The sequence below is a fragment of the Marivita cryptomonadis genome, from assembly GCF_002115725.1.
Classification (GTDB): Bacteria; Pseudomonadota; Alphaproteobacteria; order Rhodobacterales; family Rhodobacteraceae; genus Marivita; species Marivita cryptomonadis.
In genome coordinates, this window is sequence record NZ_JFKD01000020.1 from 1 (window position 1) to 14,800 (window position 14,800).

Annotated in this window: 11 protein-coding genes and 1 pseudogene; all 12 read right to left on the minus strand. The window is 61.9% G+C overall.

Going from position 1 to position 14,800, the window contains the following annotated elements; genetic code table 11:
* Positions 1-551: dimethylsulfonioproprionate lyase family protein (locus MCRY_RS18235; RefSeq protein WP_244897934.1), on the minus strand; the 551-nt coding region annotated here is incomplete at its 3' end.
* Positions 552-615: 64 nt separating this feature from the next.
* Positions 616-1,461 carry an ATP-binding cassette domain-containing protein gene (locus MCRY_RS18240; RefSeq protein ID WP_244897929.1) on the minus strand — a complete coding sequence of 282 codons (846 nt, stop codon included), beginning with the start codon at positions 1,459-1,461 and terminating at the stop codon, positions 616-618.
* Positions 1,462-1,466: 5 nt separating this feature from the next.
* Positions 1,467-2,276: pseudogene (locus tag MCRY_RS18245) on the minus strand (ISL3 family transposase); the annotation flags it as partial.
* A gap of 163 nt (positions 2,277-2,439) precedes the next feature.
* The gene (locus MCRY_RS18250) at positions 2,440-2,892 is read right to left on the minus strand and encodes a hypothetical protein (protein WP_085632552.1); all 453 of its coding nucleotides are present in this window, start codon (positions 2,890-2,892) and stop codon (positions 2,440-2,442) included.
* A complete protein-coding gene (locus MCRY_RS18255; protein ID WP_085632554.1) occupies positions 2,889-3,638 on the minus strand; it encodes a tail fiber domain-containing protein in 750 nt (249 codons plus the stop codon). Before MCRY_RS18255 ends, MCRY_RS18250 begins: the two co-directional genes overlap by 4 nt.
* 3 nt (positions 3,639-3,641) lie before the next feature.
* Positions 3,642-4,703, minus strand: coding sequence for a phage tail fiber repeat family protein (locus MCRY_RS18260; RefSeq protein WP_139834115.1), 1,062 nt, complete (start codon positions 4,701-4,703; stop codon positions 3,642-3,644).
* A 308-nt stretch (positions 4,704-5,011) separates the two neighbouring features.
* On the minus strand, positions 5,012-5,938 hold the full coding sequence (locus MCRY_RS18265; protein WP_085632556.1) for a choline kinase family protein: 927 nt from the start codon (positions 5,936-5,938) through the stop codon (positions 5,012-5,014).
* Between the two features lie 10 nt (positions 5,939-5,948).
* Positions 5,949-8,366, minus strand: a complete 2,418-nt coding sequence (locus MCRY_RS18270) for a GcvT family protein (RefSeq protein ID WP_085632558.1) — start codon at positions 8,364-8,366, stop codon at positions 5,949-5,951.
* A gap of 4 nt (positions 8,367-8,370) precedes the next feature.
* Complete coding sequence (locus tag MCRY_RS18275; protein ID WP_085632560.1) at positions 8,371-10,803, minus strand: GcvT family protein; 2,433 nt, start codon at positions 10,801-10,803, stop codon at positions 8,371-8,373.
* Between the two features lie 9 nt (positions 10,804-10,812).
* Positions 10,813-11,682: a choline/ethanolamine kinase family protein gene (locus MCRY_RS18280; RefSeq protein WP_085632562.1), complete on the minus strand. Its 870-nt coding sequence runs from the start codon at positions 11,680-11,682 to the stop codon at positions 10,813-10,815.
* Between the two features lie 2 nt (positions 11,683-11,684).
* A complete protein-coding gene (locus MCRY_RS18285) occupies positions 11,685-13,676 on the minus strand; it encodes an ABC transporter permease (protein WP_085632564.1) in 1,992 nt (663 codons plus the stop codon).
* Positions 13,676-14,689, minus strand: coding sequence for a quaternary amine ABC transporter ATP-binding protein (locus tag MCRY_RS18290; RefSeq protein WP_085632566.1), 1,014 nt, complete (start codon positions 14,687-14,689; stop codon positions 13,676-13,678). Before MCRY_RS18290 ends, MCRY_RS18285 begins: the two co-directional genes overlap by 1 nt.
* Positions 14,690-14,800: the final 111 nt, after the last annotated feature.

A 14,800-nucleotide genomic window follows, 5' to 3' on the forward strand; every position in this document is an offset into this window, starting at 1 on the left:
GCTCTTGTGGCGTGAACCATATTGGGCGGGTTCAGAATTGTGCTGCCAGCGGGATGATCGACCCACTCTTTCAGGTCGAAACGCCAGGCGGACGGGCCGGTTAAGGGCACGTAGATTTCCGGCGCGAGGTGCTTGTGGTCGCGGTAGTGCGTCCAAGGGGCCAAAAGGAATAGACCAAGCAAGTGCTCGGACGAGTGAACGAACGCATCCTGCGGCCCCAGAAGCAAGCTGTGCATATTGCCCGAGCGGTATCCATCGCCCACATCGTCGCCCGCGTCGTAGTAGCCGCCGTCGTCCACCTTCCATTGCAAATGATCCTTGGCCAACAGCAAGGAAGACTTCAGGTTCTGAAGTTGCGGGGAATCGATGGCGGCTATGGCATCGTCGAGAAGAAGACGATGGGTCGGCACTTGGCCCTGCGCCCTGCCGGCTTCACCCGTGACTTCTAGCGCGGTGCGGCAGGCCACGCGCATTTCCTCGATGGCAAAACCGTTAGCTTCGACATCTTTGAGACACTGAATCACTTCCTCCAACAGAGAGAAGGGCGGCATCGCGTTCACGCCGATATCCTCCTCATACGAGAAAAAGGCCGTGTGTCAAAGAAGGATTCCCCGCTCAATACTTCCGCGCGGCCGCTTCCGATGCGACACGAGGCACCAGCGCCTTGACCAGGTTCGTCATGTCCAGCGTGCCGGCGGGCTGACCGTCGCGCATCACGATATACCGGTGTGACGTGTCCCCGCCAGACCGGGCGATCATGCTTTCGAGTGTAGCGTCATACCCTACCTCGCCATGGGCATCGGGCGGCACCGGCTGACCATCGAGCGGCGTCATGATCGAGCGCACGCGCAGCACCCGCGCGCGGTTGATGTCGCTGACGAAGTCCTCGATGTAGGGATCGTTTGGATTGAGCAGGATATGCTGCGGCTCGCCCTGTTGGACGACATATCCGTCCTTGAGGATCACCAGATGGTCCGCCAGTTTCAGCGCCTCGTCCAGATCGTGGGTAATGAAGATGATGGTCTTGTGCAGTTCTTTTTGTAGCTCGAGCAGCAGGTCCTGCATGTCCGTGCGGATCAGCGGGTCAAGCGCCGAGAATGCCTCGTCCATCAGCATGATCGGGGAATTCGAGCTCAGTGCCCGGGCGATACCGACGCGCTGCTGCATCCCGCCGGAAAGCTGGTGCGGGTAATGGTTGCCAAATCCGTGCAGGCCCACACGGTCGAGCCATTTATCGGCCTCAGCCAGATACTCTCGCTTTGAGACACCCCGCACGCCCAGCGTCGTGCCCGCGTTTTCCGCCACGGTCCGATGCGGCAGCAGCGCGAACTTCTGGAATACCATCGACATGACCTGCCGACGCATATCGCGGAGCTTCTCTTCACCATAGGCCAGCACGTCCTCGCCATCGACACCCACCTCATCTGCCGCTTGGTCCAGCTGTGTTTGTCCTTCAGCCACATCCATCGGCTGTTTTTGAGCGCAGGGTTTTCGCGGACCTCGGCGCGCCGCACTTCTTCGAGCGCAGCATTGGCCAGCTGGATGACATGGAACCGATCGAAGGTGATGGCCGCTTCCGGCAGATGCCGACCCACGCCTGCGATATAGGACTTGCTCATGTCGATGCAGGCCGCTGTGACGAGATCAGGGTCACCGCCATGCTCCCGGAGGTCTTTGGCGAATGCCCGGACCGTGTCCGCGTCGCGACCCTCACAGGCAAAGAGCAACCTGCCAACGTTCAGGTCATGGAACAGGGTGATGTAATTGTGGCCCCGCCGCGATGCCGTCTCGTCGATCCCGACAGCCGTTACATCGCTGAAGTCCTCCTGAGCGCGCGCCGCGGGAACGTAGTGCTCGAGCACACGCCATATCCGGTCGTCTCCGATATTGAGCAGATCAGCGATGGTTTTTACCGGCATCTCCCGGGCGAGCGCGATCACGAAGGCGTCGAACAACTGGCTGAACCCGCTGCCGCTGCGCGCCCAGGGGACCGGCACCTGTCCGGTCTTCCCGCATTGACCGCAGGCGACGCGAGGTACGGCGGCATGGATGAAAGCCTTGTGCTCAAAAAAGCGCAGGTGTTCCCAGGTCCTCGGCCTCGTGTCGTGCACCGGCTGATCCGCCGCACCGCAAGACGGGCAGGCAAACCTGCTCCCCGCTTTGAAGCGCACATCGAAGTGGATCTCCTTGAGATTGGCGTCGAAACGCACGTCCGTGACACTCCACGGGGCCCGAAGGCCAAGCGCCATTGTGAACAAGCTCGTCTCGGGTCCCATCGCTCCTCCGTGTCAGGCCTCCACGCTCCCACCGTCCCTTCACGCGGGCCATAGCGCAACAGATCAGGCGCGTCTGGCGCTGCGATATATACGGTCTCCGCGCCAGACGCGCCTCACGTCCCGACTACAACATATGGTATACCTGCGGACGCGTCGCTCACCATCAACCCACACAGATCGCGAAGGGACCAGAATAATCCACCTTTTCGCGGGCAGATTGGGCAAACCGGTTGCGCCACGGCAGTGGAAACCCCGCGTTGTCCGTCATGATGTCGATCAGTGCATAATCGGTGAGTTCATCATAGCCGCGCATGCCGTCGAGGAAGACATAGGATCGACCCTTGTAGAGACCGCCATGGGGACACCCGGGAAGGTCTGGGACAAACAGACCATTTCTTTCGAGGTCCACAAAGCCTGAGCGCGTGACATAGGCAAAGGGCGTCTCAAGCAGGGGCAGCAGTTCATTCCATGGGAGCATTCCAAAGCCATCTCGCAGGCCTGTACCTGCTTCGCAAACTTCAAACACTGCAATCCCTGCATAGGTGTCCTGGACATCGACGGCGTAATGCAGGCGCGAGCCCGTGTTGTAGATGACATGCAGTCCGGTCTCGATCACGGCTCGGTCCTTTTCAGCTGATCAACCTCATGAGCGAGGTCCTTGATGGCCTCCACCAGGAGGCTCACGAGATTGCCGTAGGCCAGACGCAACACGCCTTCGGCCTCAACGACGGCCTCTGGCGCGACGGTCTGTACCTCTTGTGCGATGAGGCCCATCTGCCGCGTGTCATTACCTGTCATTGTGAAGGTGACGCCGTTGAGCGCCTGCACTTTGGCCAGCGCATCTGCGATGGGTGCGATGTCGGATTTGAGCCGCGCGTCTGAGGAGGAGACGAAGTTCGAGGCTGTCACCGCGCCGGAGAAGGTCGCCCCGGTGAGGCGGGCAAAGGCACTGGCGTGGCTGCCATCGAGCAGGTCTGCATCGATCCCGGAGCCGGACCCGTCCACAGTGACCAGCTTGGCCAGCACCTCGGCCGCGGTATCGGGAGACCCGTCCGCCCCTGCAGGACCTTGTGGGCCTGTGGCGCCGGTCGGTCCAGTTGGGCCAGCTGGCCCCTGCGGACCTGTCGGGCCAGTTGCGCCGGTATCGCCCTTGGGCCCTGTGGCGCCCTGAGGCCCGGTTGGACCCGCAGGGCCTTGCGGCCCGGTCTGCCCCAGTTCCACGACGGTTTCCGAACCCGAGACGCGTTTCAGGAAGAGCTTGCCATCGGCGACATTGACAGCGAGTTCGCCCGCGGCCAGTTGCGCCGTCCCCGGCACGCGGCCTGCCACCGTGGTGCGTTTGATCAGAAGCGCGTTGGCCATGGTTCAGAACGTGCCTCCGTCGAGCGCAATCCCGTCGATCGACCCACCGCTGATCGTGACATTGCTCGCAGCTTGCGTGGCGATGGAGCCGAGCCCGAGGTTCGAGCGCGACGTTGCCTTGTTCGGGAGGTCAGACAGGTTCGATGCGGCCGAGAGCTTGCCCGCCAGCGCATTGGCAACGCTGGTGACAAAGTTCAGATCATCGCCCAGGGCGGCAGCCAGTTCGTTCAGCGTGTCCATGGCACCGGAAGCAGCATCGATCAGCGCGCCGATGGCGGCCGCCACAAAGGCGGTCGTGGCAACCTGCGTCGTGCTGGTGCCATTGGTCGCCGTGGGCGCAGTCGGCGTGCCGGTCAATGCGGGCGACGCCAGCGGCGCCTTTGCGTCCAGGGCAGATTGCAGCCCTGTCACTTGCGCGATGGCATGGCTGTGCGTTGAGGGCGTGAAGCTGGACGGTTTGCCGGTGATGCCACCCCAGGGCACGCTATCGGCAGTCTCCGCCGCATCGACCTTGCCATCGGCGTCACTGTCATAGGTGGCTTTGAGCATGTCGCCTGCCCCAAAGCCCGCAAGGGCTGACTGGACGAAGGCCGTGGTTGCGATCTGGGTCGTGTTCGTGCCGGATGTGGGCGTCGGTGCGGTCGGCGCACCGCTCAACGCAGGTGACGCCAGGGGGGCCTTGCCGTTGAGTGCCGTCTGCAGTCCCGCTACATCGGCGATCGCATGACCATGCGCATCATCAGATTTGCCATCGAGCGCCGTCTGCAACCCGCTCACATCCCCGATTGCGTGGCCGTGGCTTGCCGCTGCCTTTCCCCCAAGTCCCGCATCGAACTGCGACTTGCGCACAAGGTCGGTTGCCGCGGACGCGTCTTGCGAGGATTTGGGGACCACGAAAAAAGTCTTTGCGCCGGTAACGGTTTGGGTGTTGCCGAGATCCATGAACGCCCCACGCCCGCCAAGCGGCAGGATCGTGGTGGCATTGCCTGATCCATCATCCCCCTTGCCGACATAGAGCGTATCGCCGACCTCGTTGTGATCATGATACGGCAAACATGTGAACAACGGCCCGAAACCCCGACGAAATCATGGCAGGCGAGGCTCCTACCGCTGTAATCCGCGGGAACGCATTCAAGCTAACTTTCGCTGACAGCCGTGTGGCGCGCCTTGCGCCATCCAAGCATTCCTTAAAGCCGTGGCAGAGTGGGGCAAGGAGAATGCCTTCCTATCTCTCCTGCTAGGCTTTTAGGGCTGCTCACCAAGTTGGCACACCAGGGATTGGGCCATTTCCAAACGCTACACAACCACCTTGGCCGGCTCATCCCAAGCTATTCTGAAAAGGTCCGATGACTGCCAGATAAATCACTTCTGGATCAACCAGCGCGGACCGCATCAAGGTGGAAATTGAAGTTGTCGTCCTGCATGAGCGCCTTGCATCGGGCGAAGCGGCCGGTGGCGTAGGCCCAAAAATCCTCGGCCGGGTTTTCGTCGGCCAGCTGGATCAGGCCCCAGAGCGTCCAGAGCAGGTCGCACATGGCTTTGTAAATAATCATCCTTCCTTGCTCGGCCACGCTTGGTGGGCGGCCGAAATAAGCAAGCATCATTTCAGCGTCTTGCTTTGCGTCCATGCCTGCTTCGACGGAAAGGTCACCGAGGTCCCAGAGCGGATCGTTCATACCGGAATACTCCCAGTCGACGATCCACATGACGCTGCCGTCATCAAGGAAGTTCTCGCACAGCGGATCGCAATGGCAGGGCGCGAGCGGCAGATCAGCCTTTGCCAGAATCTCTTTGACCGGCGCAGCCGCCGCCACGACGTCGTGATAGCCGTCGGGCAAAGTGACATCCTTGGTCGACAGCACGTTGAGATAATCTTCGATCATCGCGAAGAGCTCGAAGCGGAACTCGAATGTCTCACCAGAATTATGAAGTTTCGCGAGCGCGGCACCGGCACGGGCGGGCGAGCCGACACGGGCGTTGAAGAGCTCGGGCGTCATGGTTGCGATACCCGGCACGGTTTCGGTGATCATAAGGCCGGTGTCTGGTTCGGCGTAGACCACCTCGGGCGAAACCCCCGCACGTGCGGCGGCGTAAGCGTTGTGGGTCTCGACCGCGCGGTCGATATAGGCTTCAGTGCCTTCTCCCGGGATGCGGACAATCACCGAGCGGTCGCCCATGTCGACGCGGTGGACGCGGTTCGTAAGCCCGCCGAGACGCGTGATGCTGTCGACGGATGAAACATCCTTGAATTCCGGCGCACGGCGTAATGCCTCCATCACCTGTTCCTCGTGATCACTCATGGCATCCCTCCTATCCTTTCAACGCTGCGTTTTCGGGGTCGTAGACGGGCCCTTCGACCTGCGTGATCTGGTGGCGGTCGCCGAAGACCTCGAGCGTGAAGTCGCGTGTCTCCCAATGCGCCTTTTCCAGGTATCCGCGCAGGATGGTCTTCTGCACCGTGTGGCCATAGCCGACCGAGGTGGCGAGCGACACGACCCGATCTCCGAGCAGGATGGTCTCGCCGCCAGTTAACGGAAGGTGAGCATCCGTTACAAAGGTGCAGAGCTTGCGGATCAGATCGCCGTCTTTCTGTGCCTCAAGCACGTTGTGGCCCTTGAACTCACCCTTGGCCTTGAGATGGACACGGAACCCGACACCGGCTTCTACGGGGGTGTAATCGGGTGTGACATCGCCGGACCAATAGATGTAGCCCTTTTCCATCCGGAGACTTTCGATTGCGCGGTAGCCGACATTGACGATGCCAGCCTCCCGCCCGGTCTGCCAGAGCCTGTCATAGACATGGGCCGCGTATTCTGTCGGGATGTGAAGCTCGTAGCCGCGTTCACCGACATATCCGATCCGGGCTGCCAGCACAGGTGCTGCGCCGACGATGATCTCCCGCGCGGTAGCAAAGGGGATAGCGGCGTCCGACACGTCGCTTTCCGAGGCCGCTGCGAGAACGTCGCGGGATTTCGGGCCGGCGAGGTTGATCACCGCTTTGCCCGAGGTGACTTCGATCAGGTGGACCGATCCATCCGCGGGCATGTTGCGCCGGATCCAGTCGCTGTCATGCACGCCGAAGCCCGAGCCGGTGACCATGTAGAAGCGATCCGCACCCAGACGGATGAATGTCACGTCGGCCTCGGTGCCGCCCGTGTCGTTGCACATCTGGGTGTAGATGACGGAGCCTGACGGCTTGTCCATGTTCGACACGCACAGATTTTGCAGAAGGTCTAGCGCGCCCGGACCAAGGATTTCGAACTTGGCAAAAGACGTCTGGTCGATCAGCGCAACCCGTTCGCGCACCGCCTTGTGCTCTTCGGCGGCAAATCGTTTCCAGCCGGGGTCGAGGAAGTCGAGCTGATCGACGGGTGGAACGCCTTTGGGTGCGAACCAGAGCGGACGTTCCCAGCCGTTCTTCGATCCATAGACAGCGCCCGCGTCCTTCAGGCGCTGGTAGAGCGGGGAGAGGCGCAACTGCCTGGCGGTTTCGTGTTCCTGGCCGGGATAGCGCATCTTGTAGTGATGCGCGTAATGCTCAACCGCGCGGGGGTACATGAATGCCCGTGTCCCGTGATGCGGCCCGAACCGGCGCACATCGAGCGGCCAGAGGTCGAGCGAGGGCGACCCGTCGACGACCCATTCCGCGATCATCTCACCGGCGCCGCCGCCTGCAGCAATGCCATAAAGGAACCCGGTGGCGAGCATCAGGTTGTCGAAGCCGGGCTGCCAGCCCATCACAAAATCCCCATCGGCGGAATAGGGAATGGGCCCGTTGATGACCTGTCGAATGCCCACCTCGTTGACGACGGGCGTTACCTGCCCCGCCAGTTCGGCCAGAGGCAGGAACCGGTCGAGGTTTTCCGGCAGCAGTTGCCGCACGAACGGGCCCGGAATCTCCGGATCGCCAAAGGGCAGCGTGCCTTCTTCGTAGCCGCCGATCACCAGTCGCCCGCCGACATCGGGCTTGTAGTAGACCAGCCGTTCGGGGTCGCGCAGCGTCGGGTAGTGACCGATCTCAGAGCCGGTGGATTCTGTGACGATATACTGATGTTCGACGGCGCAGGCGGGCACGCGGATGCCAAGCTTTGCCCCGATCTCGCGGCTCCACATGCCGGTAGCGAGGATGACGTTTTGCGCCTCATATGTCCCGACGGGTGTATCGACCTCAATTATGCGGCCACCGCGCAGAGTAAAATCCGTGACATCCACACCCTGCCGGATATCGGCCCCCTGGCGGCGCGCCGCGCCCGCGATAGCCTGACACAGTGATGCCGGATCGACATAGCCGTCGGACGGGATATAGGCAGCCCCTTCGAGGCCCGTCTCGTCGATCAGGGGAAACAGCTCTTTCGCCTCGGCCGGGCTGATGATCGACATCTCAAGATCGAAGCTGCGGGCCATCGTGGCGAGGCGTTTCGCCTCGAGCATCCGATCCCGCGTGGCGGCAAGGCGCAGGGAGCCGGTCTTCTTCCAGTCGAATTGCAGCCCCTCTTCGTTCTGCAGCCGGTCGTACATCTCGACCGATTTCTTCAACATTCGCGTCGTGTTGCGAGACGACCGAAGCTGGCCGACAAGCCCCGCCGCATGCCACGTCGCGCCTTCGGTCAGGTTCGCGCGTTCCAGAAGGATCACGTCTTTTTCGCCCATGCGGGTCAGGTGATAGGCGATGGAGCATCCGATGATGCCCCCGCCAATGATCAAGTGTTTTGCCGAATGCTGTGCCATGTTCCTAGCCTCTCACCCGATCCATCTTGGGATCGTAGAGCGGACTGAGCGTCACCTCAGCGGGCACGCGTTCGGTTGCGACCTCCAACTCGTAGGTGCCGTTCAGCACGTATTCTCGGTCGATGGCCTCATTCGCGCGAATATAGCCCATGCCGATGGAGCGCCCTAGCGTATGGCCATAGCCACCGGAGGAAAGCCAGCCGCAACGTTTGCCATTGCGGTAGATCGTTTCACGCCCCGACAGGATCGTGTCGCAATCTGCGGTGAAGGTGGCGAGGATCTTTTTGACCCCGTTTTCGCGCTGCGCCGCAACGGCCTCGCGCCCTTTGAAGGGAATGTTCGATTTTATCTTAACCGCCCAGCCCAGCCCGGCTTCGTCCGGCGTGTGGTCTGGCCCGATGTCGGAGGACCAGGCACGGTAGCCTTTTTCCAGACGCAGGGTTTCGATGGCCCGGTATCCGGCGTCGCGCAGCCCATGTTCGGCCCCGGCAGTGTGCAAGGCGTCATATACCGTCAGCGCATATTCCGTCGGCAGGTGGAGTTCCCAGCCAAGCTCACCCACATAGGTGATACGCAATGCCAGCACGGGGCAACCGGCGATCCCGATCTGCCACGCGCTGCCGAAAGGATGCGCTGCGTTTGACACGTCGGCACGGGTCACGGCCGACAGAATGTCGCGTGCCTTGGGGCCGAAAAGCGACAGCACCGCGTTCGACGAGGTGACATCGACAAGCTGCGCATTCATGCCCTCGGGGATGTTGCGACGGATCCAGTCGAAATCGTGCGTGGCGTAGCCCGTACCGGTTACGATGTAGTAGCTGTCCTGCCCGGTGCGTACACAGGTCAGGTCACATTCGATCCCGCCACGGTCGTTGAGCATTTGGGTGTAGATGATCGAGCCGACAGGCTTGTCTACGCGGTTTGCCGCGATCCATTGCAACGCGGCCTCCGCATCTGGGCCTTGCAGGATGAATTTGGCAAACGAGGTCTGGTCAAATAGTACAGCCGATTCCCGCGCGGCACGGTGCTCACGCCCGACGGGATCATGCCAGTTCGGACGATCGAACGTGTAGATATCGCGCGCCTCTTCGCCCAGCTCTGCAAACCAGTTGGGCCGTTCCCAGCCAAGCTTTTCTCCGAAGACAGCGCCTGCGGATTTGAGCCTGTCGTAAAGCGGCGACCGGCGGCAGGGCCGCCCGCTTTCGTGTTCCTCGGATGGCCAGGCCATCGTGTAGTGCTTGCCGTAGGCCTCAAGCGTCCGCGTGCGCACCCAGTCGGTGTCGGTATGAGGCCGACCGAATCGGCGGATATCGACCGGCCACAGATCATAGGGAGGTGCGCCTTTCGCAACCCACTCCGCAAGCGCCATCCCGGCCCCGCCACCGGCGGCGATGCCGAAGGCATTGAACCCCGCGCCGATAAAGACATTCGCCATTTCGGGCGCTTCGCCGAGAATGAAGTTGCCATCCGGCGTAAAGCTTTCCGGTCCGTTGATAAGCTGCTTGACCCCGACCGTTTCGAGCTTGGGCACGCGCGGCAAGGCCAGTTCCATCAGCTGTTCGAAATGGTCGAAATTCGAGTCCAGAAGCTGGAAATCGAACGGGTCCGGGATGCCGTCCTTGGCCCACGGGATACCGTTCGGTTCGTAGCCGCCCATGACCAGACCCCCGACCTCTTCCTTGTAATAGGTCAGCCGGTCCGGATCGCGCAGCGTCGGCAGGTCGGAGGGCACGCCGAAGGCCTCGGTCAGCATGTATTGGTGTTCGACCGAAACAAGCGGTACGGTCACTCCGATCGTCTTGGCCAGTTCCCGGGTCCATTGGCCGCAGCAAAGAACAAGCTTTTCGCAGGCAATGTCGCCCTCAGCGGTGCGGACGCCGACAAGCTTGCCCCGCTCGGTCAGGATTTCCGTGACGGGCGTGTTTTCCCTAAGAACCGCGCCGTTGGCACGGGCCCCTTTCGCCAGCGCCTGGGTGATATCCGACGGGCTCGCCTGCCCATCGGTCGGCAAAAAGGCCGCGCCGACGATGTCTGAGATATCCATCAGTGGCCAGAGGTCCTGCGCCTCCTGCGGCGTCAGAAGCTGCATGTCGAGGCCGAAGGAATGCGCCGTCGTCGCCTGGCGTTTGACCTCGGTCCAGCGTTCATCGTTGCAGGCCAGCCGTAGCCCGCCATTCATCTTCCAACCGGTCGCCAGGCCGGTTTCCTCTTCGAGCCGGTCATAGAGCTCGATGGAATAGCCCAGAAGCTGTGTGATATTGGCGTTCGAACGCAGCTGGCCGACCAGACCGGCCGCGTGCCAAGTCGAGCCGGAGGTCAGCGCCGCCTTTTCCAGCAGCAGAACCTCCTCGCCCATCTGCGCAAGGTGATAGGCGGTCGAGCAGCCGATTATGCCGCCACCGATGATGAGGGTTTTGGCGGAAGAAGGGAGCGTCATGACGGATCCTCAGACGTTATGGAAATCTTGCAGCGCGGCAGTCAGCCGCGACATGTTCTCGGCGGTGTAGGCGGCGAAATCGAAGTCGAGTTCGGAATGGATCTCGGAAGTCATCGACCAAAGCGTCTCGCGCAGGAGAGAGGTGCATTTCATTGCCTGGTAGGCGCGCCAATGGGTATCTGCGGGCAGTTCGAAATACTGCTCCAGCATGTCCCGCTCCTGCGCCTCGGAGAAACCGTTGTTCCCGGCGAGACCCGCCAGATCGAAAAGCGGCGTGTTGAAGCCGCCGTATTCCCAATCGATCAGCCAGAGCTTTTCGCCGTCGTCCAGAATGTTGGCGGCCAGCAGGTCGTTGTGACCGATCACCAGCGTCACCTGGCCGGTTGCCGCCTCCAGCTTGTCCAGTTCGGCCATAAGAGCGGGCAGCGCCGTCGCGTGCCGCGATCCATCGGCACGCAGCCGGGTTGCGTAGGTGCGGTTCACCTGAAATGGCCAGAACGCCAGGACCGGTGAGGTCAGATGCGCGCCAAGGGCGTGATGCATGTGTTTCAGCAGATCCACGATGCGCGGCACGTTCTTCGGATCGCGCGCCATCCCTTCGCTAAAGGTCTGCGCTTCAATGAAGTCGAGAACCAGCACGCCAGGCTCGTGATGGTGAACGCTGGGCGACACACCAGCGGCCTGCGCAGCGCGGCTCAGCGTAAGTTCGTTCCACCGCATCACGCCATGTTCAGGGATATCGGCACCCAGCCGTACCACGAAACGACGGTCGCCGTCGGTGACGCGCAGGTTCACATTGGTGATACCGCCGCTCAGCGGCTCGATCTCGGTTGGCGTATTGAAGCACGACAATCCCGTCGCGCGTGCGATGGCGTCCATGGTCACAGGCCCAACCTCCGTTTCTGCTTGTCAGCGAGCGCGTGTACGATCCGGTCGGCAATGATCGCGATCACGGCAACCGACAGACCAGCAACGATCCCCTGCCCTGCGTTTGCCTTGGTCAGCGCGATGTAGACTTCCTGCCCGAGGTCACGCGTACCGACGAGCGCGGTGATCACCAGCATGGACAGCGCCAGCATGATCGTCTGGTTGAGCCCGAGCAGAAGCTGCGGCGTCGCCAACGGCAGCTTCACCCGCCACAGAAGCTGGCTTGGAGTGCACCCCGCCATGCGCCCGGCCTCGAGCAACTGCGGCGGCACTTCCCGAATCCCATGCGCCGCGTAGCGGACCGCCGGAGCCAGCGCGTAGAGCACCACAGCGATCATCGCGCTGAAATCGCCGACGCGGAAGAGCATGACCACCGGGATCAGGTAGACGAAGGACGGCAAGGTCTGCAGCGTGTCCATGAGCCCAAGGATGACGCGCCCTGCCCCGGGCTTTTGCGCCGCCCAGATGCCAAGCGGCGTCCCGATCAGGATGGCGATGAAGACCGACACGCCGCAGAGGTAAAGTGTCACCATCGCTTCGCCCCAGAGGCCCGAGGCTGCGATGAAGAGCATCATAAGCGCGGCGGCCAACCCCAGTTTCCACCCGGCCACACGCCCGACGATCAGGCCCATCGCCAGAATGCCCCAGAACCACGGGATGCCCGCGAAAAACTTCTTCACAGGCAGAAGAAGCGTTGTGAGCAGCACGGTCTTGATGGTTTCGAGCGTGTCGAAGAAATTGACGTTGATCCAAGCCATCGCGTCCGACCAGAAAGCTCCGGTGCTGATCTTCAGCGCGTCTGGGTAGTTCTGTATTGCCGGAATGATTTGCCCGAGAAGATAGGTCACGACCACGATTGCAAGAACCGTCGTCGTCCACGGGTGCCGCTGCACCACCGATCCGGTGCGGGGATGCGACATCCGTCGCTCGCTGAAGGCCTGGCTGGCACGGTCGAGCGCGATAGCCATCACGACAATGGCCAAACCCGCCTCGATCCCCGCACCGATATCGAGCCGACGCAGGCTCGCCAGCACGTCGAACCCAAGCCCACCCGCACCGATCATCGACGCGATGATGACCATGTTGAGGGTCAGCATGATCACCTGGTTGACGCCGACCATCAGCGTTGGTGTGGCCGCAGGCACAAGCACCTTCCACGTCATCTGCCGCGGCGTCGCACCCATCATGCGGCCCGCCTCGAGCAATTCCTCGGGTACCGTTTTCAGAGCCACGATGGTCACGCGGATCATCGGTGGCATGGCATAGATCACCGTCGCCACAAGCGCCGCCACCGGACCAAAGCCGAAGAGAATGAGAATGGGCACAAGATAGGCAAAAACCGGGACAGTCTGCATCAGGTCCAGAATTGGGCGCAGAAGCGTTTCGACCCACGGCATGCGATAGGCGAGGATGCCCAGTGCGAGCCCACCAACTGCTCCGATGGGCACCGCCACAAGCACTGAGGCAAGCGTAATCATTGCGCTGTCCCACTGCCCGAAGACGGCAAGGTAAAGGAAACACACGCCCACGAGCAGCGCCAGCGCCCAATCGCGGGCGTAATGCCCGATGGCGACGGCAATGGCGATCACGGCGATCCAGCTCAGCGACGGCGCGATCTGCACCGCGCCGTCCCCGATCCCGGTCTGGAAGCCCTCGATCAGCAGGTTGCGCAGGAACTGGTAGGGCAGTTCGATCATCCACGCGATGGCGCGTGTCAGGTCGCGAAAGCTGAACAGTCCGAAATGCGCCTCGTTCACCAGCCAGTCGAGGAAATTGCTGATCTCCGTATCGAGGTTCAGTTGCAGTGCACTTGGAAATCGGATCACCCATCGGGCGTCCAACAGCTTGTAAAGCTGGAACGAATACGTCGACAGCGCCCATGTCAGCGCGAAGAGGCCAAGCCAGAAGAGCCGTCCGCGCGTGATATGCCGCGACAACGCCAGCATCAGCCGCGGCCCACCAGCACGTCGATGACGGCACGCGACGTGATCTGGCCGATCACCTTGCCGTCTTTCATGACCTTCATCGGCGCATCGGCGCGCTCCACCTCGTCGGCGATGGACTCGATGGTCGCGTCATGCGCCACTTCCCCGGCAAAACGTTCGGCCGTCGCGGGCTCCATACGGCTTTGCGCGCGGATGACCTTGGCACGGGCCACGTGGCGGGTGAAATCGGCAACGTAGTCGGTGGCGGGGTTCTGGACCAAATCCTCGGGCGTGGCGATCTGTTCGATCACCCCGTCCTTCATCACCGCGATGCGGTCGGCCAGACGGATCGCCTCGTCGAAGTCATGCGTGATGAAGACGATGGTCTTGCGCAGCATGTTCTGTAGGCGGATGAATTCATCCTGCATTTCGCGCCGGATCAGCGGGTCGAGCGCAGAGAACGGCTCGTCCAGGAACCAGAGGTCAGGCTCGACCACGAGGCTCCGGGCGATACCGACACGCTGTTGCTGTCCGCCGGAAAGCTCGCGCGGATAATACGCCTCGCGCCCATGCAATCCAACAAGTTCGATCACCTTCTGCGCACTCTCGCGCCGGGTGGCCCGGTCGACGCCTTGGATTTCCAGCGGGAAGGCCACGTTCTCCAGCACGGTGAGATGCGGCATCAGCGCGAATTGCTGGAACACCATCCCCATCTTCTTGCGCCGGATTTCGATCAACTCGGCCTCGGACGCGCGCAGGAGATCCCGCCCGTCGAATTCGATCTCGCCCGCCGTCGGCTCGACAAGCCGCGAGAGGCAACGCACCAACGTGGACTTGCCCGAGCCCGACAGCCCCATGATGACGAAAATCTCGCCCTGGTGGATTTGCACATGCGCGTCTCTGACCGCGCCGATCACGTTCGCCTCGGCCAAGGCTGCGGCGTCGGGAATCCGGCCATTCGCCAGCATCGCCTCTGCATTCGCTCCGTAGAGCTTCCAGACATGACGGCAATCAAGAAGAACGGGCTTGTCCATGCACACCTCGGGCATCGCTTTCGCGCGGCATCATCAAGCGGCTGCGCGAAAACCCACGTCTTTCAGGGATTTTGAGAAAACAGGGCGCGGTGAACCGCGCCCACGGGACTC

Bases quoted from the DNA above. Each gene is read 5' to 3' on its own strand.
- MCRY_RS18290 (WP_085632566.1), bottom strand. From the start codon at position 14,689: ATGGACAAGCCCGTTCTTCTTGATTGCCGTCATGTCTGGAAGCTCTAC.
- MCRY_RS18275 (WP_085632560.1), bottom strand. From the start codon at position 10,803: ATGACGCTCCCTTCTTCCGCCAAAACCCTCATCATCGGTGGCGGCATA.
- MCRY_RS18285 (WP_085632564.1), bottom strand. From the start codon at position 13,676: ATGCTGGCGTTGTCGCGGCATATCACGCGCGGACGGCTCTTCTGGCTT.
- MCRY_RS18265 (WP_085632556.1), bottom strand. From the start codon at position 5,938: ATGAGTGATCACGAGGAACAGGTGATGGAGGCATTACGCCGTGCGCCG.
- MCRY_RS18280 (WP_085632562.1), bottom strand. From the start codon at position 11,682: ATGGACGCCATCGCACGCGCGACGGGATTGTCGTGCTTCAATACGCCA.
- MCRY_RS18270 (WP_085632558.1), bottom strand. From the start codon at position 8,366: ATGGCACAGCATTCGGCAAAACACTTGATCATTGGCGGGGGCATCATC.
- MCRY_RS18255 (WP_085632554.1), bottom strand. From the start codon at position 3,638: ATGGCCAACGCGCTTCTGATCAAACGCACCACGGTGGCAGGCCGCGTG.